Raw genomic sequence first — 22,965 nt, 5'->3', positions numbered from 1 at the left:
TCTACTTCGATCTGACAGAAGGAGTTCGCCCACTACATGGCCGTTCCAGACGATCCACCCAGCGACGAATCGCTGCTGGCCCGCTACCGCACCGGCGACGCTGCTGCGTTCGAAGCCTTGTACGTCCGCCACCGCCAGGGCCTGTACCGCTTCCTCGTATCCCTGTGCAACAAACCCGAACTGGCCGAAGAAATCTACCAGGACACCTGGCTCAGCCTGATCCGCAGCACCACTCAGCCACAAGGCCGGGCGAGTTTTCGCACCTGGTTGTTCCAGATCGCCCGCAACCGCCTGATCGACCACTGGCGCAAACACGGCCTGCACAACCCGCTGCACGACAGCTACGACGAGTTGCTGCACGCTCAGCCCGACGACAGCGCCGGCCCCGAACAGCAACTGAGCCTGAACCGCGACCAGGCGCGCCTCGACGCCGCCGTGCAAGCCTTGCCCGAAGACCAGCGCGAAGTCTTCCTGCTACGCCTGCACGGCGACCTCGAAGTCCCGCAAATCGCCACCCTCACCGGTGCCCCGCTGGAAACCGTTAAAAGCCGCTTGCGCTACGCCCTGCAAAAATTGCGGCGCTTGCTGGCCGACGAGGTAACTGTATGACTGCCCCCCGAGACCCGAACGATCCGCGCGACGAAGCGCTGATCCAGCACTATCGCCAAAACAGCGCCGGCGAACCGCCCGCATTCCTGGACACATTCATTCTGAACACCGCCCGCCGCGAAGCGCCTGCCCCCAAGCCCAGCCTGTGGCAACGCTGGCTGCGTCTGTGCCAGCAACCGCGTTGGCAGATGGCGTTCGCCAGCGTGGCCGGTGTGGCGTTGCTGGCGGGCGTGATGACGCGCACCCCCGAGCTTGCCCCGGCGCAAAACACCCGCCTCGCCGCCCCGGCCACGTTTTCCGCGCCTGCGCCCCTGAGCGCGCCGCCGCGTGCCGAGTCGTTCAGCGCTGAAATGAACAGTGATGCCTTGCCCCAAGGCAAGCTGGCCAAGCGCGCAGTGCCGCAGCCGCTGGAGCAGGGCTTGCAGGACGTGTTGCGCCTGCGCGCGGCAGGTGATGATGCAGCGGCGGCGGCAAAACTGGCCGAATTGCAAAAACGTTTCCCTGCGCAAAATCTTGAGGAGCGGCTTAAGGCATTGCAGCCTCACTGACGCTGTGGCGATGGTATCGCGGGATACCATCGGCCCTGTTCACTCATCTTGCACTGAACCTATTACGCAATAGCCCAATGCCATGGATGCTATTTGCTATCATTTAATTGAGCAGGGCAGCCAGAAGTTTAAAGTGAATTTAAAGTGCGAGTTGATATGAGTAAAAAATATCTTATTGAGAATTTTATGATATCCATTTTCATATTTGTTCTCTTCTTTACCGACATTTTTGGAGCTAACACTTTTGTGGAGGATATTAGCTTCACTGTTATGATTTTAGGAGCAGGCAGTATTTTCTTGTTTCCGTTCTCTCGATTTATAATCGAGCAGACAGCGCTTCGATTCACACGTCGTGAATTCTGGACGACCGGCTTACTGACGGAATCGCCTGGGAAAAACGGGCTTTATGTGATTTTTTATATGGTGTGCATCGTTTTTGCCATTCCTGCCGTGCTTGGGTACCTATTCTATTCAGCACTAAAAAAAGTGGCCTAAAAAGGCCACTTCGTGTTTTTAGAAAGGTAGCACTGCGTCGAGTGCATCGTTAAATTGCTTAACACGTTTATCGTCAATAAATGCACTGACAAATGCCATGATCAGCGCAAACGCCACAACCCCCACGGGTGACGAAACAGTCACGCCGAACGCGAAAGCAATCAAACCTGTTGCCGCAGCACCTGCAAACAGTGTTTCCACTTTCAGTGCCGTGTTATTCCAATCACCTGTTGCGTAGCTTTTACTTACTTCATTATGCAAGTCATAGGCATCAATGGCTTTGCCTACATAACCAAAGCCTTTGGCAAACCTGTTCAGGTTCTTTCCCAACTCGGCGCTATCAAGCGAGTCCAGGGCATTGACGATGGTCGCGCGGTCAGCCGCACTGAATTTCTTATCCAGCGCGCCTTTGTATTGCTCAAAGGCATTCAGGGCCTCTTGTGCGCTGCGAAGCTTTTTGCCCTTCGCACTGTCGGCCAATTCTGCTGAGAGCGTTGACATTTGCTGGCCAAATTTCTCTCCGATCTCCTTGTAAAAGTCAGCAGTGAATTTAATGGCATCTTTGATTTCCGCATCGGCCTTTGCCTGCTCTTCGGCAAGACGCTCTGCTTCAGCTTTTGCTGCGGCCTCGGCAGCCAGGCGTTCTGCCTCTGCCTGCGCCGCAAGACGTGCATCTTCCTCCGCTTGAGCGGTAGCGATCAAACCCGTCAAAGCGTTAGATTTTTCAGTCAACAATCGAATCTTTTCAGACAGGTATCTGCTTTTGTAGGCCGCGCTATAGGAGTCGGCAAGCGCCTGATACGCGTGTTTGAAGCCCAACCGATCTTTATATTCAAGATTGACGAAATCTACCGCATTGTGCGGTATGTCTTTCAGTAGAGGATCCCTGCCGAAGTAAGCGTTGGCCGCCGCAAGACTGGCAGTAAGGTCAGCCTGTGAGGTGTTGATTAGAGCATCAATGACGGCTTTTTCTTTCCTGGATTTTTCCAGTGCCGAAAGAGCATCCGCCCCAACGGCTGCGGCAACCTCCGAGTCGATCTCGGCCAGCAGGTTAGGCAAGTTGGCAGCGTAAGAATCTGCAATCTGCTTTTGCGCCCTGACCGCCAGCGCCACCTTCGTCATCGTACTGTCAGGATGACTGAAGTTCATCTTTCGCATGAGCGCATCGATGTCTGAAAAATCAACGATTTTCCCATCCCACGGCAAAGGCTTGGCAATAAAACCTCCCCCTGGCAGCGGCCCAGGAGGAAGGGGCAGTGGCGGCTCAGGCGTTACGATAATTGGGGGTAGCGTGATGTCTGTCATGAATATCTCCTTGATATTTAGCTTCCTTGAGAATGCCCGCCTAGCTGACGATTGCAGGGGGGGGCAAACGGCGTGAGGCAGAAGCCAGCACATCAATACTGTACATAAACACAGTGTTGATGCCAAGAGGAAATATGCATTTGTGCATATTTGTGGGGCGACGTGATCGTTCCCACGCTCTGCGTGGCAATGCCGACCGGGACGCTCCGCGTCCTGCTCTCAGCGAAAAGTCCGGCATTTGCGCAAGGGTGAGGCGGTGCGTCACCGGATGCATTGCCACGCGGAGCGAGGGAACGATCAAAAGCTAAAGAACAAAAAAGCCCCAGGTCTCTCGACCTGGGGCTTTTTCATTTCATATCTGGTGCACCCGGCGGGATTCGAACCCACGACCCCTGCCTTCGGAGGGCAGTACTCTATCCAGCTGAGCTACGGATGCTTGTGCGGGCGACATCATACCCATGTCGACCTTGGGCGTCCATGCTGGTCTTTGGGCGTTTGAGTGTAGGAATCTGCCGTATAGAGGCCCTGCGCTGGGCGCCACTGAACGATGCAATGAAATCTGGGCCAGTTACGCTGATCAGAAAAATCCGGCAAAAGCCCCGTTTACGTTCTTTTTTTCGAACAGCCTATTGCCCCTTCCCCCCATTGATCCTAGGATTCGTTTGAGATTTCAAACGCTCTGTCTCCCGTGCGCTATATATTGATGTTGCGCACCGAGGCTGATTTCCCTGACGGCAGCCCACCAGGCGCCTTTCAATAACTCTAATTCGCTCCGCGTGCGCGCGGTGCTGTTAAGGAAAGCCTACATGCAGCTCAAAGATACCCAGTTGTTCCGCCAGCAAGCCTTCATCGATGGTGCTTGGGTCGATGCGGACAATGGTCAGACTATCAAGGTCAGCAACCCGGCCACGGGCGAGATTCTCGGTAATGTGCCAAAGATGGGCGCTGCGGAAACCCGCCGTGCCATCGAAGCGGCCGACAAGGCCCTGCCGGCCTGGCGTGCACTCACCGCCAAGGAGCGCGCCAACAAGCTGCGTCGTTGGTTCGAACTGCTGATCGAAAACCAGGACGACCTCGGCCGCCTGATGACCCTCGAACAAGGCAAGCCGCTGGCCGAAGCCAAGGGTGAAATTGTCTACGCCGCCTCCTTTATCGAGTGGTTCGCCGAAGAAGCCAAGCGCATCTACGGTGACGTGATTCCCGGCCACCAGCCCGACAAGCGCCTGATCGTGATCAAGCAGCCGATCGGCGTGACCGCAGCGATCACCCCGTGGAACTTCCCCGCCGCCATGATCACCCGCAAAGCCGGCCCGGCGCTGGCCGCTGGTTGCACCATGGTGATCAAGCCGGCCTCGCAAACGCCGTTTTCGGCCCTGGCCCTGGTTGAGCTGGCGCACCGCGCCGGTATCCCCAAAGGCGTGCTCAGCGTGGTTACCGGCAGCGCCGGCGACATCGGCGGCGAGCTGACCAGCAACCCGATCGTGCGTAAATTGTCCTTCACCGGCTCCACCGAAATCGGTCGCCAGTTGATGGCTGAATGCGCCAAGGACATCAAGAAAGTCTCCCTGGAGTTGGGCGGCAATGCGCCGTTCATCGTGTTCGACGACGCTGACCTGGATAAGGCCGTCGAAGGCGCGATCATTTCCAAGTACCGCAACAACGGTCAGACCTGCGTGTGCGCCAACCGTCTGTATATCCAGGATTCGGTGTACGACGCGTTTGCCGAGAAACTCAAAGTGGCCGTGGCCAAGCTCAAGATCGGCAACGGTCTGGAAGAAGGCACCACCACTGGCCCGCTGATCGACGAAAAAGCCGTGGCCAAGGTCAAAGAGCACATTGCCGATGCCCTGAGCAAAGGCGCCAAGCTGCTGGCCGGTGGCAAGGCGATGGAAGGCAATTTCTTCGAGCCGACCATCCTTACCGACGTGCCGAAAAACGCCGCCGTGGCCAAGGAAGAAACCTTCGGTCCACTGGCGCCGCTGTTCCGTTTCAAAGACGAAGCCGAAGTGATCGCCATGTCCAACGACACCGAATTCGGCCTGGCCTCGTACTTCTACGCCCGCGACCTGGGCCGTGTGTTCCGTGTGGCTGAAGCCCTGGAATACGGCATGGTCGGCGTCAACACCGGGTTGATCTCCAACGAAGTGGCGCCGTTCGGCGGCATCAAGGCTTCGGGCCTGGGCCGTGAAGGCTCCAAGTACGGGATCGAGGATTACCTGGAAATCAAATACCTCTGCCTGGGCATCTAAGCCGGGAAGGGATCGCAGCAAACGCAGAGGGCACGAGAGCGCTGTCCCTTTGCGTGTTCCACGTCGTTATTCGCAGTGGCCGGGAAAGCTGTGGCAGTCGATCATCGCATGCTGCCGTAGTTGCCTCCCCGTCACCTATCCTTGAACCACGCCGCCCGATGAGCGGCGACTGAGGACTTTATGAGCAAGACCAACGCATCCCTGATGAAACGCCGCGAAGCCGCTGTACCGCGCGGTGTTGGCCAGATTCACCCGATCTTCGCCGAATCGGCGAAGAACGCCACCGTGACCGACGTAGAAGGTCGCGAGTTCATCGACTTCGCCGGCGGTATCGCCGTGCTCAATACCGGCCACGTGCACCCGAAAATCATCGCGGCGGTGACCGCGCAACTGAACAAGTTGACCCACACTTGCTTCCAGGTACTGGCCTACGAGCCCTACGTGGAAGTCTGCGAGAAAGTCGCGGCCAAGGTGCCAGGTGATTTCGCCAAGAAAACCCTGCTGGTCACCACCGGTTCCGAAGCGGTGGAAAACGCCGTGAAAATCGCCCGCGCCGCCACTGGCCGTGCTGGCGTTATCGCCTTCACCGGCGCTTACCACGGCCGCACCATGATGACCTTGGGCCTCACCGGCAAAGTCGTGCCGTACTCGGCCGGCATGGGCCTGATGCCAGGCGGTGTGTTCCGTGCGCTGTATCCGAACGAACTGCACGGTGTGAGCGACGACGACGCCATCGCCAGCATCGAGCGCATCTTCAAGAACGACGCCGAGCCGCGTGATATCGCGGCGATCATCATCGAGCCGGTGCAGGGTGAGGGCGGGTTCTACGTCGCGCCTAAATCGTTCATGAAGCGTCTGCGCGAGCTGTGTGACAAGCACGGCATCCTGCTGATCGCCGACGAAGTGCAAACCGGTGCCGGTCGTACCGGTACCTTCTTCGCCATGGAACAGATGGGCGTTGCCGCCGACCTGACCACCTTCGCCAAATCCATCGCCGGCGGCTTCCCGCTGGCCGGTGTGTGCGGCAAGGCCGAGTACATGGACGCCATCGCCCCAGGCGGCCTGGGCGGCACCTATGCCGGCAGCCCGATTGCCTGCGCTGCCGCACTGGCGGTGATGGAAGTGTTCGAAGAAGAGCACCTGCTGGACCGCTGCAAGGCCGTCGGCGAGCGCCTGGTGACCGGCCTCAAGGCCATCCAGGCCAAATACCCGGTGATCGGCGAAGTGCGTGCCCTGGGCGCGATGATCGCGGTGGAACTGTTCGAAGATGGCGACAGCCACAAACCGAACGCCGCAGCCGTTGCTGCGGTGGTGGCCAAGGCGCGTGACAAAGGCCTGATCCTGCTGTCCTGCGGTACCTACGGCAACGTGTTGCGTGTACTGGTGCCGTTGACCTCGCCGGACGAGCAATTGGACAAGGGCCTGGCAATCATTGAAGAGTGCTTTGCCGAGCTTTAAGCGGCAAGCCACAAGCTGCAAGTAATAAACGCTTGCAGCTAGTAGCTCCAACCTTGCTGCGCAAAGAAGCCGCCCCCTGAGCAAAAAACGCATACGCGGTTTTTTTGTTCACGGGGCGGCTTCTTGCGTGATGTGCAGGCATTACCGCTGGCCTGCTGCACCTCTTACCACATCCTGAAAGGGAGAGGACCGACCTGGCGCCGGCAAGCCGATGGAACATTGCACGAGGCTTTCCTGCCGGTGTCTTTATCTGACGGGCTCATCCCAACTCATTAAGCGAAGCGGATGACATACATCTGCCTGCGGATCAGGCAGAGTTCCTGCTATCCACCCGTATGTGCAGGAGGTTTTTCACTCATGGCTCAACCTCATGGCTTCTTCCAGGGCAAAACTGTCGCAGAGCTTTCCCGACAGGTGCGCAACCAAGAGGTACGTTGCATTCAACTCACTCAGGCGGCGTTGGACGCTATCCATCAACTGAACCCTGCGATCAATGCCTTCGTCTCGCTCAACGTGGCTGAGGCCCTCCACACCGCACAATTGCTCGATAGGGAAATCGACGAGGGTCAATATCGCGGGCCGCTGCACGGTATCCCCATCGCAATCAAGGACAACGCATGGTCCCCATCGCGATTCTTTTTGTGGCGCGTCACTGTCAACGGCGTTGAACATCCCATTCGAGAGGCTATAAATGGCTTGACGAGCGTCTGGAACCTGCTTGGTTTACCCGCCATCAATGTCCCCGCTGGCACCGTGGATGGTCTGCCCTGCGGGTTGCAAATCATTGCTGGCCCGAACCAGGATGAAAAGTTGTTGGCGTGGCTGGCGGCGCTGCAGGTTTAGTCTGCGCGCTCCGGGGTTGGCGGCTGCGAACCTGGGCGACGATGCAGGTATCACTGCCGCCATCGTAGGCCAGGTTGCAGGTGTGTATTACGGTGCGCAGGGCATTCTGCAGGTCTGATTAAACGCACTGTGGATGCGGGGCCAGATCCACGCCAATGCCTTGGCGCTGATGCAGGTGACGCACCAGGAAACCAGCCCATTCTGATGCGTTAACCCGCAATCACCATACCGATCAAAGGTACGATCAACACCGTACTGATCGCCATGGACAATACGTTGCCGATATACGGATGCATGTAGTCAGGCAGGCGCCCGGCAATTGCGGAGGCCAGCGGCGGGGCGATCAGGGCTCCCAACAATGCGCTGGTTACAATCACTGTCGCGTTTCCGCCATAGGTCAAGACGGCAGCGGGCACCACAGACACGAGAGGTACATAGGTTGGGTACCAACCACGCTCGCGCCATTGCCGGCGCCACAGGATGATGCCGATCAGAGAAGTCAGCGCTTGACCTGCAATCAGGTGGGGCAACCATCCAGATCCATAAGCGGGGCTCATGGGATTTAATGCATAGGCCAGCAATACCCCGGCGAGCAAACCCAGGCTGGCCCACTCATTGCCAAAGAATGGGGCTTCGGAGAAGTCCGCCAGCACGCGACGTAACGTCCAGCGTATGCCGTAGTCGGGTGTTTTCAGAGGGGTGGGGGGAGGGATGCCGGCCTTGGTTTCAGTTGCACGGCTGACCAGCGCCGGGAGTGCGCGGCAGAGTAAAAATGCGACCACACTACCTAACGCCATGCCCAGGACATTGCCAATCACCACTGGCAAACCCAGGGGAATACAGAGGTAGTTGACCATCAACAGGCAGCTCGGCGTCACCAGAATCGCGCCGAGCAAGGCGCCGTTGAGCGTGACCTTCCATCCCCCGCCAAACAGCAACACCATGGCCGCCGGAAGTGACACAAATGCAGCGAACGTTGGTTGCCAGGAATCCGCTGTCAGGGTCCAGCCCCAGATCGCGTTGCTCAGCAGCAGTCCCAGCAATGAACTGGTCACCAACCAAGGCCAGAGCCCCGTGCCGTAGGCGATGCTGAAGCCTTGCCAGGCTTGCGCGTACCGACTGGCCCAGTAACCGAAAGCACCACCGAGCAGCAGACCGAGTGATGCGAACTCGTGTTTGTAGAAGGCCACTTCGCTGATATCGCCGACCACCCAACGTAACCACGCTGTTGGCGAGGGCAGGCTGTCCATCATGTCGTTGTAACCTGGCCAGAGGACCGGTGCCGAGGTGGAGTAAGACACCGACAACGCAGTGAGTGACGCGACCAGGATGAGCGTGGCCGAGATCAGCATGACAAGGTGGCGAACAGATGAGTCCGATGACACTTTTGTGGGTATGTAATCCATGATCGACCCTCCGTCAGCGTGGCAGGCACGGGTGAAGGTGGTAGCCGAGCATCGTGTCATACAGGTCGCTCCGGCGATCCCGTTGCAGGTCGTTAAGGCTGTTCCAGATCGGCGCGCTGCGGGCGCTGGACAAGTCGATGTCGGCGTAAATAATCGCTTGCTCGTCGGATGAGGCGATTTTGCCGATGGGCCAGCCGTTGGTGCCGGCAATCAGCGAGCACCCCAGGTAACGCGCATCCTGTTCTTCCCCGATGCGGTTGGCGGCAGCAATGAACACGTTGTTGGCGTGGGCGGCGGTCATGGTCAGGTACGAGGCCATGCATTTGCCCGCTTCGTCGAACAGGGGCGGCGGGGTCCACACCCAGTTGTTCAGGCTGCAAATGATGTCGGCGCCTTGCTGGGTCAGTATGCGTGGGACTTCGGGGAACCAGATGTCCCAGCAGATCAGTAAGCCTATGCGGCCTATGGATGTTTCAAATACGGGGAATCCAAGGTTGCCAGGGGTGAACCAGAGTTTTTCCTTGTTCCAGAGGTGGGCCTTGCGGTATTTGCCAATCAGGCCATCGGGGCCCAGCAGCACTGCCGTGTCGAACAGCTGCATGCCTTCGCGCTCGGCCAGGCCCGCCACAAGATGTATTTGGTGAGCCTGGGCGAAGTCCATCCACGCCCGCAGGCTGGGACCGCCCGGAACGGGTTCGGCATGTAGATAGGCATCATGGCGATTGTTGAATAGATAACCGGTATTGGCCAACTCCGGAAGCACAATCAGATTGGCGCCATTGTTCACCGCTTGCAGGGCAAGGCTGAGGCTGGTTTCCAGGTTGGAGGCGCGATTGTGGGTACCGACTTGCGGATCAAATTGCACAACGGCGACGCGTACCGGGCTCGTGGAATCGTTCATCGTGTAGACCTCTTTTTATTGTTATGAGCCCACCGGATCAGGTGGGCGTTTAATAGAAAGTCTTTTTTGCTTGTGCGTCAGTAGGCTGTTTCCGTTAGGGTCGTAGGCAGCTGCTCTATCGATTTGGCGGCCCTTGGTACCGGGGATATTCATCCAGGGTAAAGCCCCCATTGAGCTTGGCGAGGGTGGTACTGCAGAGGTTGATCACTGCGTCGACGGCGCCACGTAGGCACGGCTCGGTCCAGCCCGCATCCACGGAAAACGATTCCCCGGCCAGATACAGGCCGCTGACATGGGCATAGTCCCGGTTGTACTGCATCAAGCTGACTGCGTCGTAGTAGGTCCCCGCGCGATAGAGCTTGGCGCACCCTAGTGCGTTCTTGTCGGTCACCCAGCGTTGGACGATGGCGTTTTGTTTGTCGATGTAGGGCGATATCGCCGTTTTGATATTGGCGCTGCGTAAGAGGATGCGGTCCAGTTCCGTGACGCACTTATCGACCAAGGTTTGGTCGTCGAAAGAAGCCAGTTTGGTCGCGTCATCCTCCCAGGTGTAACTGAGCAAGATGCAGTCATAGGGATAGGCGTTGTGGTAGCGGTAGGTGTACACATCGTGGATAAAACTGTCGGTGACCATGATCTGGGGGATTTTTTTGTTTTTCGACAGAAAGCTTTTCTTGAGCGGCGCATAGACCTTGCAACTGGTTCCCAGTGGGCGGTTTTGTAAGCATTGGTGACGGAATACGGCAGCATCGCCTGGCTGAAGTTTTCCAGCTGAATGTGTGTTTCGATAATCCAGGATGGCAGTGTCATGATCACGGCATCGAAATCTTCATGGCGTTCTGATGTGGCTGTGGGACTGCTGACCTGCCAGTCATAGGTCAAGCGGATTTGGCCGTTTTCAAGCTTGGTCAAGCGAGTCACTGAGGTGTCGGTAAGAAAGCCCTTCCCGCGTTGCCGACTGTGATCATAGAAGGACTTGCCGTCTAACTTGGCCTCCATAAAAAGCAGGCACTCGTCCAGTGCCGTTAGCCCCAGGTAACGCGGCGCATCGAACGGCAAGTCATTGCAGTCTTTGAGGGTGGTTTCCCCTAGATACGGTGACGGAGCGGGATTGCCGTTAATGCCGACGCGCCCATGCACCAGTTGGAGTTGACTGCTGAAACCGAAGATCGCAGTACGTAGAGGGTAGAGGCAGCACACGTCATAAAACGCCCCCCAACTGCCATCGCCGATACCGATGGAATAGAAAAGGGTGGACTCTTCCTGGGTCATGCCGAGACCGCCAAAGTCCTCAGGAGTACGGGTGCTCCACGTAACGCTCGCCAACGCCACCAAGTCACGAAAGGACAGGCTTTGGTAACGTGCGACGATAGCGGCCCATAAGGATTCCCATAGTGGCGTGCCATACATCTGGGCGACTTCGTGCGTCATCTGATCGGCAAAACGGCGCCACTTGGCATACACCTCCTGCAATTTTTCTGTTGGAGGTGGCGTGTGGCCTTGCGGGTTTTTCCAGATAAGCATCTGTGGCTGTGGCGTTCCCTCAAGTAACCCTTCGCGCAGGTAAATGCCGGTGTTGCGTACATGCGATGTGCCTGGGTTGGGAAAGTCGGACAGTTGCAGTTCAAAGAGTTTGCAATAGTAGGCCAGCAGCGATTGCCCATCTAAAGGCGATTCACCTGCCTGATTGAACATGGGCATGCGCATGGCGCCCATCTCGAAGGGGGCCTGGCCCAGCAGTGGAGATTGGCCGCGATTGAGCATCGATAGGTGACGCCCGCCAACCCGGTGAGACTGTTCCAACAATGTGACGTTGTTGAATCCGCACCGGAGTAATTCGCGTGCAGCGGTCAATCCGGTGATGCCAGCGCCAACGATGCAGATTTTGTAATCGGGTTGGGTTGCCTGGGCGATGCCAAAATCTTGTTCGACCAATTTGCGATAGTTGAAGCACAAGTCCGGAGGACTTGGGAACCGGCCTCGCCATGACGATGGGGCGTGGGCTGTTAAGTGCTTGGCGACCAGGGCGGGGTAGTCGTAGGTGGATCCGATGGTCATGGTTCATGCTCCAGAGTCTGCCCGGTCGGGAGGAATGACCGGCGGCAATGGCGAATGAATTTAGTACCGCGAGGAGGTGGCGGGGGGGTAGATCTTTGTGGTGAGGGTTGGGAGTCGGCTGGAGCGCGGGGCTGCCATCTTTCGACGGTCGTCCTACAGAGAAAATGCTATGAGTGATTGTTGTGGCCCAAGCGCAAAATGCGTTTTGGCGCAAGCTGCGCAGTGTGGAATAGAGACCTTGAAAAAAGCTGCGGGCAAGCCCCGTATTGGCCCCGACCTAACCCGCAATCACGCGGTTCTTGCCCTGACGCTTGGCCTCATACATCGCCGCATCGGCGCGGCCGAACAGTTTGTCCAGGGTTGAGTCATCTTCGCGCAGGCTGGTCAAACCCTGGCTGACCGTCACGGTAAACGCGTGGCCTTCGACACTGAAACTCAGCGCCTGGATTTCCTTGCCCAGTCGCTCGGCCACCTGCAGGGCCATCTCCGGGGCGCAGCCGGGCAGTATGGCGGCGAATTCTTCTCCGCCGATACGTCCGAACAGATCGCCACGGCGCAACACACCGCGCCCGCTTTCGGCGATGCGCCGCAGCACCTGGTCGCCTTCCAGATGGCCGTAGGTGTCGTTGATGTCTTTGAAATCGTCGATGTCCAGCAGCAGGAACGCCAGCGGCGTGCCCTGCGCACAGGCGCTGTCAAAGGCCTGGTTGGCGAGTTCGAAGAAGTGCCGGCGGTTGCTGCTCTGGGTCAGCACATCGGTGGTGGCCAGGCGATGCAGTTCCAGCTCCAGGTGCTTTTTTTCGGTGATGTCCTCGGCGATGCCCACGACGATCATCGGTTTGCCCGGCTCGGCCTGCTGGTTGATGTAGCACTTGTCACTGAGCCAGCGGATCTGCCCGTCGAGCGTGACGATGCGGTATTCGCGGTCTTCCACGGCGCCCTGCTCCAATACACGGGCCAGGCTGTGTTCGGCATAGTCGAGGTCTTCGGGGTGGATGCTGTTGCGCCATTCCCGATGGTCGGCCAGCAGCAAACCGGCGCTGCGGCCGAATATCCGTTCGTAGGCGGGGCTGACGTACAGCACGCGACGGGTTTCCCAATCGATGGCCCACAGTACGGCGTTCACGCTCACCAGCAGCGAGCTGAGCAGCTGCTCACGCGCACTCAGGCGCTCGACCTCACCCTGGGCATGCATCAGCGCCAACAGCGTCGACGCGGCCGCCGGGCGCGGTGGCTGGGCAGAGGACACATCAGGCGTGCAGGGCTTTTCGTGAACCATCGGAACAACTCTCTCTGGGCGCGCCGCAGGATGGAACAGCGGTCACTACAAGCGGTCACCATGATGGCGAAGTGTTCTTTGAGAGAGGGGAATTGCGGTGAAGTTCCGTGATCGGGCTCGATTGGCGGTGCCCGGAAAATGGCGTCAGAAAGCCAATGTGCGGGAGGGCGAGCCCTCCCGCCGTCGCGTCAGACCCCTGCAGGGCGCAGTGAATAGGTCTTCAATTGGTGGGCAAAATCGCGCAGGGATTGGATACCGCTGGCTTCGGCTTCATGTACCCATTCCTTGATCGCCGCGAGCATGTCGTGGCCGTTGGTGCTGGTCTTGAGCCAGATCTGCTGCAGCGCCAGACGCTTCTCGTAGATCACGCTCAGTGCCTGGCTGTGCTCCAGCATGCTTTGAATGCGCACATGGTGGCGATCGCTCAGCAGGCTGGTTTCCCGCGACAACAGGCGCTTGGCGCGGTGGAACTGGTGGCGGACCGAGTGATCGACTTTCTCCAGCTCCTGCTTGACCAGCGGGCCGATGACCAATTTGCGGTATTGGGCCATGATCTGGAAGCGGTTGTTGAGGATCGCCATGGCGGTGTCCATGTCCAGGTGGCCCTTGCCTTCGACGCGGTGGGCGATCGGTGCGACGCGCTGCACCTTGGCCAGGCGCAGGAAGCTGAACACCTTGATCCAGGCCCAGCCCAGGTCGAACTCCCATTTCTTGACCGACAACTTGGCCGAGTTGGGGTAGGTGTGATGGTTGTTGTGCAGCTCTTCACCGCCCACGATGATGCCCCATGGCACCAGGTTGGTGGCGGCGTCGCGGCATTCGAAGTTGCGATAGCCCACGGCATGGCCCAGGCCGTTGATCACGCCGGCGGCCCAGAACGGGATCCACATCATCTGGATCGCCCAGATGGTGATGCCGATGGTGCCGAACAGCAGCAGGTCGATCACGCCCATGAGCGCCACGCCCAGCAGCGGGAAACGCGTGTAGAGGTTGCGTTCGATCCAGTCGTCCGGGCAGTTCTTGCCGTAGATGCGCAGGGTCTCGGGGTTTTCCGCCTCGGCGCGGTACAGCTCGGCGCCTTTGCGCAGCACGGTGGACAGGCCCTTGATCACCGGGCTGTGGGGGTCATCGACGGTTTCGCATTTGGCGTGGTGCTTGCGGTGGATAGCGGTCCACTCACGGGTGTTCTGCGCCGTGGTCAGCCACAGCCAGAAGCGGAAGAAGTGTTTCAGGCCGGCATTGAGCTCGAGCGAGCGATGGGCTGAATAACGGTGCAGATAGACCGTGACCCCAATAATGGTCACGTGGGTCATCAACAGCGTGACTGCCACCAGTTGCCAGGCTGACAGGTCAAGAAAACCGTTGTACCACATAGGCTGTATGGCCCTCAGATAAAGAAAAGAACAGCTCACGCATTATCACTAAGCCTACAGAGAAAACCAGCCGCTCTTTCAGATAGGAGTGACTGGATGTTTCTTATTCTATAATCCTCAACCTTCGTAGGGCGATTCTGTTTTTTGGTAAGGATTACTGACCATATGCTGTTTACATACCGAGGAGCCCTACGTGCGGGGCTGGTATACCTGCTGATTTCCATTGTATGGCTCAGGCTCAGCCACCACTTATTGATCAACTTTATCGATGAACCCCAGGCGTTGGCGCATTGGCTGCAACTGCGCGGCTATGTCTGGGTGGGCCTGAGCGCGCTGGCTATCTACCTGATGGGCGTGCGTTTCGCCCATGTCCACCAGCTGCAACAACCCCTGAAAGAAAACCATGAGCGCCTGCAACAGGCCGCTGCGGTGTTTGATTGCACCCGTGAAGGGGTGCTGGTCACCGATGCCCGGGGCCTGATCGTGCACGTCAATCGGGCGTTCATGGAGATCACCGGTTACCGGCGCGAAGACGTCATGGGCAAGCCCCCCAGCCTGTTCAAGTCCGGGCGCCATTCGTCGAATTTTTATCGACAGATGTTCCAGACCCTCGAGCGCAGCGGTGAATGGAGCGGCGAAATCTGGAACCGACGCCAGAGCGGAGAAATTTACCCACAGTGGCAAACCATCCGCGTCATCCGCGATGAGCAAGGCCGCATCAGCCACTATGTCGCGGTGTTCTCGGACATCAGCGCCATCAAGGACTCCGAACACGAACTGGCGCACCTGGCTCATCACGACCCGCTCACCGACTTGCCCAACCGCTTGCTGTTCACCGATCGCGCCGAGCAGGCCCTGGCCTCGGCGCAAGTGCACAAACGTGGCTGTGCACTGCTGCTGCTCGACCTGGACCACTTCAAGATCATCAATGACAGCCTGGGCCACAACGTGGGCGATCAACTGCTCAAGCTGGTGGCCGAGCGCCTCAAGGGGCTGTTCAGGCCCGGGGTGACCCTGGCGCGCCTGGGCGGCGACGAGTTTGCGGTGTTGGTGGAGAGTTGCCCACAGGTGATGCAGGCGGCTGCCATGGCGCAGCGCATGCTCGATGCCATGAAGGAGCCGTTTGTGTTTGACGGCAACCAGCTGTTTATCAGCGCCAGCATCGGCATCAGCCTGTTCCCCAGCGATGCGCTGAGCGCCGAGCAATTGTTGCGCAACGCCGACTCGGCCCTGTTCAAGGCCAAGCATGCGGGGCGTGAAGGCTACGCCCTGTACACCGAGGAACTGACCGCTCACGCACAGAACCGTGTGGAGATCGCCAGCGAACTGCGCCGCGCCCTCGACCAGCAGGAACTGCGCGTCTATTACCAACCGGTGCACGGCCTGCAGGACAGCCGCCTGATCGGCGTCGAAGCGCTGGTGCGCTGGCAGCACCCGGAACGCGGCCTGGTGCCGCCGGGGGAATTCATCCCCATCGCCGAGCGCACCGGGTTGATCGCTGACATCGATGCCTGGGTGATGAACCAGGCCTGCCGCCAGATGTGCCAATGGCTGGCGGACGGCGCGCCGTTGGGGTTTATCGCCGTGAACGTGTCCAGCCGGCTGTTTGCCCGGCGCGAGCTCTACGAACACGTGGGCCAGGTGCTTCACGACACAGGCCTGGACCCGGCCTTCCTTGAGCTGGAAGTCACCGAAAGCGCGGTGATGGACGACCCGGAAGTGGCCCTTGAACAGCTGCACCGCCTGCGCGAGCTGGGATTGCGCCTGGCCATCGACGACTTCGGCACCGGCTATTCCTCGCTGCTGCGCCTCAAGCGCCTGCCGGTGCAGAAACTCAAGATCGACCAGGGCTTTGTTGCCGGCTTGCCGTGGGATGAAGACGACGCCGCCATCGTGCGCGTGGTCATCGCCCTGGCCAAAAGCATGGGCATGCAGGTGCATGCCGAAGGGATAGAGCAGGTGGAGCAGGCCCGCTTCCTGCTGGACCAGGAATGCGACATGGGGCAGGGGTACTGGTTTGGAAAGCCGGTGCCGGCCCAAGAGATAGATTGGACCCGGGCACCCCCTATCCAGAGTTGAAATACAGCCAAAATGTGGGAGGGGGCTTGCCCCCGATGGCAGTGTGTCAGCCAAGAGTGACTAACCTGACTCACCGCTATCGGGGGCAAGCCCCCTCCCACATTGGAACTCCACAAGGCTTTATTTCAGTGCTGTGATTCAAAACCCACGCGCAACCCCACGCCCCAACAGAAAATTCTTTCTGGTTATATAAACATTCTTAAATAGTATTTTTAAGAATATCCCCGCTTATCTACTATCGCTCTCACGCCGCAAGCAGTGCCGCCACTGCCAGGCACTATTCATTTCAGGAGCGAGACCATGAGCGCATCTCTACGTAGCGTCGACGGCCAGGACGAAGCAGCCATTTTGCGTGAGATCCAGAGCGCCCTGCGCGATCTGCGGTTTGGCGCGGTGGAAATCACCGTACACAACGCTCAAGTGGTACAGATCGAACGCAAGGAAAAATTCCGCCTGCAGAACCCGGGTAACAAACCGAGCTGAGCAGCAACGGCGATAGACCCGCAATTATAAAAAAAGCCAACACTCAAGAATTTTCAGGAGCTTCTATGTCGTCGATTCGCCGTTATGCCCTGGCCGCGCTGGCCAGTGCCGTGTTTGCCGGTTCCGCCGTTGCCAAGGACTACGAGTTGCTTAACGTCTCGTACGACCCCACCCGTGAGCTGTACCAGGACTACAACGCTGAGTTCACCAGCTTCTGGAAACAGTCCCACCCGGGCGACAACGTCAAGATCCAGCAATCCCACGGTGGTTCGGGCAAGCAAGGCCGTGCGGTGATCGACGGCCTGCGCGCCGACGTGGTGACCCTGGCCCTGGCCGGCGACATCGACGAAATCGCCAAGCTGGGCAAGACCCTGCCGGAAAACTGGCAAACCCGCCTGCCGGACGCCAGTACCCCGTACACCTCGACCATCGTGTTTCTGGTGCGCAAGGGCAACCCCAAAGGCATCAAGGACTGGGGCGATTTGATCAAGAAAGACGTGTCGGTGATCACGCCTAACCCGAAAACCTCCGGCGGGGCGCGCTGGAACTTCCTCGCCGCCTGGGCCTATGGCCTGAAGACCGGCGGCAGCGAGGCCAAGGCCCAGGAATACGTTAAAGAGCTGTTCAAGCACGTGCCGATCCTCGACACCGGCGCGCGCGGCTCCACCATCACCTTCGTCAACAACGGTCAGGGCGACGTGCTGCTGGCCTGGGAAAACGAAGCGTTCCTGGCGCTCAAGGAAGACGGCGGCGCCGACAAGTTCGACATCGTCGTGCCGTCCCTGTCGATCCTCGCGGAGCCGCCGGTGGCCGTGGTCGACAAGAACGCCGAGAAAAAGGGCAATGCCGAGATCGCGACTGAATACCTCAAGCACCTGTACAGCCCGGCGGGTCAGGAGATTGCGGCGAAAAACTTCTACCGCCCACGCGATGAGAAAGTCGCCGCCAAATACGCCCAACAGTTCCCTGAACTGGACCTGGTCACCATCGACAAAGACTTCGGCGGCTGGAAAACTGCCCAACCGAAGTTCTTTAACGACGGTGGCGTGTTCGACCAGATCTACACGGCGCAATAAACCAAAGTACCTGTAGGAGCGAGCTTGCTCGCGAAGGTCGTCAACGATAACGCGTACATTCTGAATGAGCGCGGTGCCCTTGATTCTTTCGCGAGCAAGCTCGCTCCTACAGTGGTTTCTACCCTTTAACCAAGGACTCTTATGTCGCGTCGTATTTCCCCCGTCATACCCGGCTTCGGGCTGACGCTGGGCTACACCGTGGTGTACCTCAGCCTGATCGTACTCATCCCCCTGGCGGCGATGTTCGTACACGCCGCTCAACTCACCTGGGATCAGTTCTGGGCAATCATCTCCGCACCGCGCGTGCTGGCGGCGTTGAAATTGAGCTTCAGCACCGCCCTGTACGCCGCGCTGATCAACGGCGTGATCGGCACCCTGCTGGCCTGGGTGCTGGTGCGCTACACCTTCCCCGGACGCAAGGTCATCGATGCGATGATCGACCTGCCGTTCGCCTTGCCCACCGCCGTGGCCGGTATCGCGCTGACCGCGCTGTATGCACCCAACGGCCTGGTGGGCCAGTTCGCCGCCGACCTGGGTTTCAAGATCGCCTATACGCCGCTGGGTATCACCCTGGCGCTGACCTTCGTGACCTTGCCGTTCGTGGTGCGCACGGTGCAGCCGGTACTGGCCGATATCCCCCGGGAAGTCGAAGAAGCCGCCGCCTGCCTGGGCGCCAAGCCATTGCAAGTGTTCCGCCATATCCTCGTGCCGGCTCTGTTGCCGGCCTGGCTGACCGGTTTCGCGCTGGCGTTCGCCCGGGGCGTCGGTGAGTACGGCTCGGTGATTTTCATCGCCGGCAACATGCCGATGAAAACCGAAATCCTGCCGTTGCTGATCATGGTCAAACTCGACCAGTACGACTACCGTGGCGCCACCTCTATCGGGGTGCTGATGCTGGTGGTTTCCTTTGTCCTGCTGCTGCTGATCAACTTGTTGCAGCGGCGCATCGAACGTCCATAAGGAGGCGCGGAACATGTCCCAATCGTCTATATCCGCCGCGTCCTCGGCCAACGCCGCCCGGCGTGGCAGCGCGACCTCGCGACGCGTCCTGATCGGCCTTGGCTGGCTGGTGTTTGCCCTGTTCCTCCTGCTGCCGCTGCTGATCGTAGTGTCCCAGGGCCTGAAGAATGGCCTCGGCGCGTTCTTCACCGCGATCCTTGAACCGGATGCGCTGTCGGCGCTGAAACTCACGGTGATCGCCGTGGTGATCTCGGTGCCGCTCAACCTGGTGTTTGGCGTCAGCGCCGCGTGGTGCGTGAGCAAATATTCATTCCGTGGCAAAAGCATCCTGGTGACGCTGATCGACCTGCCGTTCTCGGTGTCCCCGGTGATCGCTGGCCTGGTCTACGTGCTGATGTTCGGCGCCCAGGGCTTCTTCGGCCCCTGGTTGCAGGACCACGACATCCAGATTGTGTTCGCCTTGCCCGGCATCGTGCTGGCGACCATCTTCGTCACCGTGCCGTTCGTGGCCCGTGAGCTGATCCCGCTGATGCAGGAGCAGGGCACCCAGGAAGAAGAAGCCGCGCGCCTGCTCGGTGCCAATGGCTGGCAGATGTTCTGGCATGTCACCGTCCCGAACATCAAGTGGGGCCTGATCTACGGCGTGGTGCTCTGCACGGCGCGGGCCATGGGTGAGTTCGGCGCGGTGTCGGTGGTGTCCGGCCATATCCGCGGCGTGACCAATACCCTGCCGCTGCATGTCGAGATTCTCTACAACGAATACAACCACGTCGCCGCCTTCGCGGTGGCCAGCCTGTTACTGATCCTGGCGCTCTTCATCCTGCTGCTCAAGCAGTGGAGCGAGAACCGAATCAACCGCCTGCGTAACAGCGCCGGTGAGGAATAAGTCATGTCGATCGAAGTCCGTAATGTCAGCAAGAACTTCAACGCTTTCAAGGCCCTGGACAGCATCAACCTGGATATCCAGAGTGGCGAGCTGGTGGCGTTGCTGGGCCCGTCCGGCTGCGGCAAGACCACCTTGCTGCGCATCATTGCAGGCCTGGAAACCCCGGACGCCGGCAGCATCGTGTTCCACGGCGAGGACGTCTCCGGTCACGATGTGCGTGATCGCAACGTGGGCTTTGTGTTCCAGCACTACGCGCTGTTCCGCCACATGACCGTGTTCGACAACGTCGCTTTCGGCCTGCGCATGAAGCCGAAAAACCAGCGCCCCACCGAAAGCCAGATCGCGAGCAAGGTTCACGAGTTGCTGAACATGGTGCAGCTCGACTGGCTGTCTGACCGTTACCCGGAACAACTCTCCGGCGGCCAGCGCCAGCGTATCGCCCTGGCCCGCGCCCTGGCGGTGGAGCCCAAGGTGCTGCTGCTGGACGAACCCTTCGGCGCCCTCGATGCCAAGGTGCGCAAAGAGCTGCGCCGCTGGCTGGCGCGCCTGCATGAAGATATCAACCTGACCTCGGTGTTCGTGACCCACGACCAGGAAGAGGCCATGGAAGTCGCCGACCGTATCGTGGTGATGAACAAGGGCGTGATCGAGCAGATCGGCTCACCGGGCGACGTCTACGAAAACCCGGCCAGCGACTTTGTGTACCACTTCCTGGGCGACTCCAACCGCTTGCACCTGGGCGAGGACAAACACCTGCTGTTCCGCCCGCACGAGGTGTCGCTGTCACGGCATGAGCTTGAAGATCACCACGCAGCTGAGGTACGGGACATCCGGCCGCTGGGCGCGACGACTCGCGTGACCCTCAAGGTCGAAGGCCAGCCCGAGCTGATCGAAGCCGAAGTGGTGAAGGACCACGACAGCCTGACCGGCCTGACCCGTGGCGAGACCCTGTTCTTCAAACCCAAGGTCTGGCAAAAAGCCTGAGCTTGCCCCAGAACCCCATGTGAAAACCGGGCCAATGTGGGAGGGGGCTTGCCCCCGATAGCGGTGTGTCAGTCACAAATATGCTGACTGATCCACCGCCATCGGAGGCAAGCCCCCTCCCACATTCAGATCCCGCTGGGTTTGAGATCGCGGCGTGTCACCGGGCCTGAGCGTTGCTCAATCTGCTGCTTCAGCGCCTGGCGCAACCCCAGCACAAACGCCAGCTCCGCCACCACAAACAGCGGCCCCACGATCAGCCCGGATACATCATCCACGAACGCCGGCTTCCGGCCTTCGTAGTAATGCCCGACAAACTGAATCACCCAGCCCACCACAAACATCCCGATACCGCTGCTCAACCATACCGTCGTGCTCTGCGCCGCCAGCACGTGGCCGGCCCATACCGACAAGCCCATCAGCAACGTCATCAAGAGTCCCAGGGCCAGTTCCAGGCGCAGGTAAAACCATGCCGAAAACAGCGCCAGCAGCACCGCCGGGGAAACCCACAGCGCGCCCACCGTCCATTCGGGGCGTGACAGCAGCACGGCGACCGCCACCACAATCAGGGGAATACCGATGAAATGGCTGGCGATATTGCGTGGGTCGCGGTGGTAGGCGGCGTATTGACTGAGGTGGTCGACGAGGCTTTTCATTGTTGTTCCTCCTGTAGGATGTTTGATCATGCCCTGTCAGTCGGCGCCTAACTGTCAACTGGGCGACAATCTTCGGAGTTCCCATGGACACAGGCAAATGGCACGCGCACCTGGCCGGCGGCCACTGGTTTGGCCATCTGCCTGCAGACTTGCAGCATAGCCTGATGGCGGCGGCGCGGGTGCGCACGCTGACGGCGGGGCAGTTTCTGTTCAAGCGCGGCGATCCGCCGTGTGGCCTGTATGCGGTGCTGGAAGGGACGGTGCGCATCAGCGCGGTGAATGCCCAGGGCAAGGAAGCGGTGCTGAGCCTGGTGGAGACGCCTCACTGGTTCGGCGAGATCTGTCTGTTCGACAACCTGCCGCGCACCCACGATGCGCTCGCCACGGGCCCTTGCACGCTGGCGCAGGTGCCGCAGGCGGCGATGCTCGGCATGCTCGAGCAGCATCCGGCGTATTGGCGCGATGTGGCGCTGTTGATGAGCCACAAGCTGCGCCTGTCGTTGATCAATATCGAACAGATGAGCCTGATGCCCGCGTCGGCGCGGCTGGCCCATCGGCTGCTGATGATTGCTCAGGGCTACGGTGAGCGAACGCAGGCGCGCCGGGTGTTGCAACTGCCCCAGGAGGACCTGGCGGCGATGCTCGGCCTGTCGCGCCAGACCATCAACAGCCTGCTCAAGACGCTGGAGCAACAGGGTATTCTTGGCCTGAGCTACGGCGCCATCGAGATCCTCGACCTCAATGGCCTGCGCCTGGCGGCGGGCCTATGAACCGCGATAGGTGGAGAAGCCGTAAGGGCTGAGCAGCAGCGGGATGTGGTAGTGCTGATCGGCCTGCTTGACCTGGAAAATCACCGGCACTTCGGGGAAGAAGGTTTCGCGGTTGGCGTGCTTGTAATAGTCGCCGGTCTTGAACACCACGCGGTACTCGCCCGGTTTCATGCTGCGATCAGCGGGAAACAGTTCGGCGATGCGCCCCTGTTCGTTGGTCACGCCCTGGGACAGCGATTGCCATTGGTCGCCCACGTGCTGTTCCAGGGTGACGTTGACGCCGGCGCTGGGCAGGCCGTTTTCCAGGTTGAGCACATGCACGCTCAGCGGGTTGCCGGCGGCCATGGCCATTGTGCACAGGCCGCTCAGGCTGAGGGCGGCGAGGGTCATGCTGAGGGTTTTCATCGAGACGTCCTTTTTGACAGGGGTGGTATCAAGGGGTGATTTTCAGGCCCAGTTGCTCGGCGGCCTGTACGGCGCAGGCTTCGTCCTGCGCGGCGCCGCCGGCACCGGCGATGCCCAGTGCGCCGACCAGCTCGGCGTCGGCGAA

Annotated in this window: 20 protein-coding genes, 1 tRNA gene and 3 pseudogenes; 14 read left to right on the top strand and 10 right to left on the bottom strand. The window is 59.5% G+C overall.

All coding sequences use genetic code 11. From position 1 onward, the window contains the following. Positions 1 to 36 precede the first annotated feature (36 nt). The 3 genes from BFP89_RS00250 to BFP89_RS00240 all read left to right on the top strand — a co-directional run bounded on the left by BFP89_RS00250 (position 37) and on the right by BFP89_RS00240 (position 1,652). Positions 37 to 609, top strand: a complete 573-nt coding sequence (locus BFP89_RS00250) for an RNA polymerase sigma factor (protein ID WP_065883135.1) — start codon at positions 37 to 39, stop codon at positions 607 to 609. Then, complete coding sequence (locus BFP89_RS00245; protein WP_065883134.1) at positions 606 to 1,157, top strand: hypothetical protein; 552 nt, start codon at positions 606 to 608, stop codon at positions 1,155 to 1,157. The genes BFP89_RS00250 and BFP89_RS00245 overlap by 4 nt, the downstream gene beginning before the upstream one ends. Before the next feature lie 156 nt (positions 1,158 to 1,313). Further along, entirely contained in the window at positions 1,314 to 1,652 is a 339-nt protein-coding gene (locus tag BFP89_RS00240; RefSeq protein ID WP_106427355.1) for a colicin E1 family microcin immunity protein, read from the top strand. Between the two features lie 18 nt (positions 1,653 to 1,670). On the opposite strand, the gene BFP89_RS00235 is transcribed toward BFP89_RS00240, so the two are convergent. Beyond that, positions 1,671 to 2,957, bottom strand: coding sequence for a colicin-like pore-forming protein (locus BFP89_RS00235; RefSeq protein ID WP_065883131.1), 1,287 nt, complete (start codon positions 2,955 to 2,957; stop codon positions 1,671 to 1,673). Between the two features lie 359 nt (positions 2,958 to 3,316). Continuing rightward, positions 3,317 to 3,393 (bottom strand) — tRNA-Arg (locus BFP89_RS00230). A 370-nt stretch (positions 3,394 to 3,763) separates the two neighbouring features. Here BFP89_RS00230 and gabD point away from each other — a divergent pair. The 4 genes and pseudogenes from gabD to BFP89_RS29580 form a co-directional block, all read left to right on the top strand. Continuing rightward, positions 3,764 to 5,206 (top strand): NADP-dependent succinate-semialdehyde dehydrogenase, encoded by a 1,443-nt coding sequence (gabD, locus tag BFP89_RS00225; RefSeq protein WP_065883130.1) that lies wholly within the window; start codon positions 3,764 to 3,766, stop codon positions 5,204 to 5,206. Positions 5,207 to 5,386: 180 nt separating this feature from the next. Next, complete coding sequence (gene gabT, locus BFP89_RS00220; protein WP_065883128.1) at positions 5,387 to 6,664, top strand: 4-aminobutyrate--2-oxoglutarate transaminase; 1,278 nt, start codon at positions 5,387 to 5,389, stop codon at positions 6,662 to 6,664. Between the two features lie 357 nt (positions 6,665 to 7,021). Further along, positions 7,022 to 7,507 carry an amidase family protein gene (locus tag BFP89_RS00215; RefSeq protein ID WP_065883127.1) on the top strand — a complete coding sequence of 162 codons (486 nt, stop codon included), beginning with the start codon at positions 7,022 to 7,024 and terminating at the stop codon, positions 7,505 to 7,507. A 16-nt stretch (positions 7,508 to 7,523) separates the two neighbouring features. After that, positions 7,524 to 7,712: pseudogene (locus BFP89_RS29580) on the top strand (ADP-ribosylglycohydrolase family protein); the annotation flags it as partial. A gap of 4 nt (positions 7,713 to 7,716) precedes the next feature. Here the strand turns inward: BFP89_RS29580 and BFP89_RS00210 are convergent. The 5 genes and pseudogenes from BFP89_RS00210 to desA all read right to left on the bottom strand — a co-directional run bounded on the left by BFP89_RS00210 (position 7,717) and on the right by desA (position 14,524). Beyond that, complete coding sequence (locus BFP89_RS00210) at positions 7,717 to 8,913, bottom strand: hypothetical protein (RefSeq protein ID WP_065883125.1); 1,197 nt, start codon at positions 8,911 to 8,913, stop codon at positions 7,717 to 7,719. Between the two features lie 13 nt (positions 8,914 to 8,926). After that, complete coding sequence (locus BFP89_RS00205; protein ID WP_065883122.1) at positions 8,927 to 9,814, bottom strand: nitrilase family protein; 888 nt, start codon at positions 9,812 to 9,814, stop codon at positions 8,927 to 8,929. Positions 9,815 to 9,929: 115 nt separating this feature from the next. Next, positions 9,930 to 11,872 (bottom strand): annotated as a pseudogene (locus BFP89_RS00200) (flavin monoamine oxidase family protein). Between the two features lie 277 nt (positions 11,873 to 12,149). Next, positions 12,150 to 13,151, bottom strand: coding sequence for a sensor domain-containing diguanylate cyclase (locus BFP89_RS00195; protein ID WP_065883120.1), 1,002 nt, complete (start codon positions 13,149 to 13,151; stop codon positions 12,150 to 12,152). A gap of 188 nt (positions 13,152 to 13,339) precedes the next feature. Continuing rightward, positions 13,340 to 14,524, bottom strand: a complete 1,185-nt coding sequence (desA, locus tag BFP89_RS00190; protein ID WP_057725344.1) for a delta-9 fatty acid desaturase DesA — start codon at positions 14,522 to 14,524, stop codon at positions 13,340 to 13,342. A 165-nt stretch (positions 14,525 to 14,689) separates the two neighbouring features. Between desA and dibA the strand changes: the two genes are divergently transcribed. The 6 genes from dibA to BFP89_RS00160 all read left to right on the top strand — a co-directional run bounded on the left by dibA (position 14,690) and on the right by BFP89_RS00160 (position 20,992). Beyond that, positions 14,690 to 16,603 (top strand): phosphodiesterase DibA, encoded by a 1,914-nt coding sequence (gene dibA / locus BFP89_RS00185; RefSeq protein ID WP_065883117.1) that lies wholly within the window; start codon positions 14,690 to 14,692, stop codon positions 16,601 to 16,603. A 300-nt stretch (positions 16,604 to 16,903) separates the two neighbouring features. After that, entirely contained in the window at positions 16,904 to 17,086 is a 183-nt protein-coding gene (gene oscA / locus BFP89_RS00180; RefSeq protein WP_003170956.1) for a sulfur starvation response protein OscA, read from the top strand. Between the two features lie 65 nt (positions 17,087 to 17,151). Then, the gene (locus tag BFP89_RS00175) at positions 17,152 to 18,162 is read left to right on the top strand and encodes a sulfate ABC transporter substrate-binding protein (RefSeq protein WP_065883114.1); all 1,011 of its coding nucleotides are present in this window, start codon (positions 17,152 to 17,154) and stop codon (positions 18,160 to 18,162) included. Positions 18,163 to 18,303: 141 nt separating this feature from the next. After that, positions 18,304 to 19,122 carry a sulfate ABC transporter permease subunit CysT gene (gene cysT, locus BFP89_RS00170; RefSeq protein ID WP_065883112.1) on the top strand — a complete coding sequence of 273 codons (819 nt, stop codon included), beginning with the start codon at positions 18,304 to 18,306 and terminating at the stop codon, positions 19,120 to 19,122. Between the two features lie 13 nt (positions 19,123 to 19,135). Continuing rightward, complete coding sequence (cysW, locus tag BFP89_RS00165) at positions 19,136 to 20,008, top strand: sulfate ABC transporter permease subunit CysW (protein WP_065883110.1); 873 nt, start codon at positions 19,136 to 19,138, stop codon at positions 20,006 to 20,008. A 3-nt stretch (positions 20,009 to 20,011) separates the two neighbouring features. Beyond that, positions 20,012 to 20,992: a sulfate/molybdate ABC transporter ATP-binding protein gene (locus tag BFP89_RS00160; protein WP_057725349.1), complete on the top strand. Its 981-nt coding sequence runs from the start codon at positions 20,012 to 20,014 to the stop codon at positions 20,990 to 20,992. Positions 20,993 to 21,117: 125 nt separating this feature from the next. Here BFP89_RS00160 and BFP89_RS00155 read toward each other — a convergent pair whose 3' ends face one another. Then, positions 21,118 to 21,645, bottom strand: a complete 528-nt coding sequence (locus tag BFP89_RS00155; RefSeq protein ID WP_065883108.1) for an Mpo1 family 2-hydroxy fatty acid dioxygenase — start codon at positions 21,643 to 21,645, stop codon at positions 21,118 to 21,120. An 83-nt stretch (positions 21,646 to 21,728) separates the two neighbouring features. Here BFP89_RS00155 and BFP89_RS00150 point away from each other — a divergent pair, with 83 nt between their 5' ends. After that, entirely contained in the window at positions 21,729 to 22,415 is a 687-nt protein-coding gene (locus BFP89_RS00150) for a Crp/Fnr family transcriptional regulator (RefSeq protein WP_065883107.1), read from the top strand. Here BFP89_RS00150 and uraH read toward each other — a convergent pair. Together uraH and BFP89_RS28105 are read right to left on the bottom strand one after the other, a co-directional pair. After that, the gene (gene uraH, locus BFP89_RS00145) at positions 22,410 to 22,820 is read right to left on the bottom strand and encodes a hydroxyisourate hydrolase (RefSeq protein WP_065883105.1); all 411 of its coding nucleotides are present in this window, start codon (positions 22,818 to 22,820) and stop codon (positions 22,410 to 22,412) included. The two genes, BFP89_RS00150 and uraH, sit on opposite strands and share 6 nt — an antisense overlap. 28 nt (positions 22,821 to 22,848) lie before the next feature. Beyond that, positions 22,849 to 22,965 (bottom strand): annotated as a pseudogene (locus BFP89_RS28105) (heme-binding protein); the annotation flags it as partial.

Source organism: Pseudomonas sp. 31 R 17 (assembly GCF_900004915.1).
Taxonomy (GTDB): domain Bacteria; phylum Pseudomonadota; class Gammaproteobacteria; order Pseudomonadales; family Pseudomonadaceae; genus Aquipseudomonas; species Aquipseudomonas orientalis_A.
This window is presented reverse-complemented; position numbering and strand designations above follow the sequence as displayed.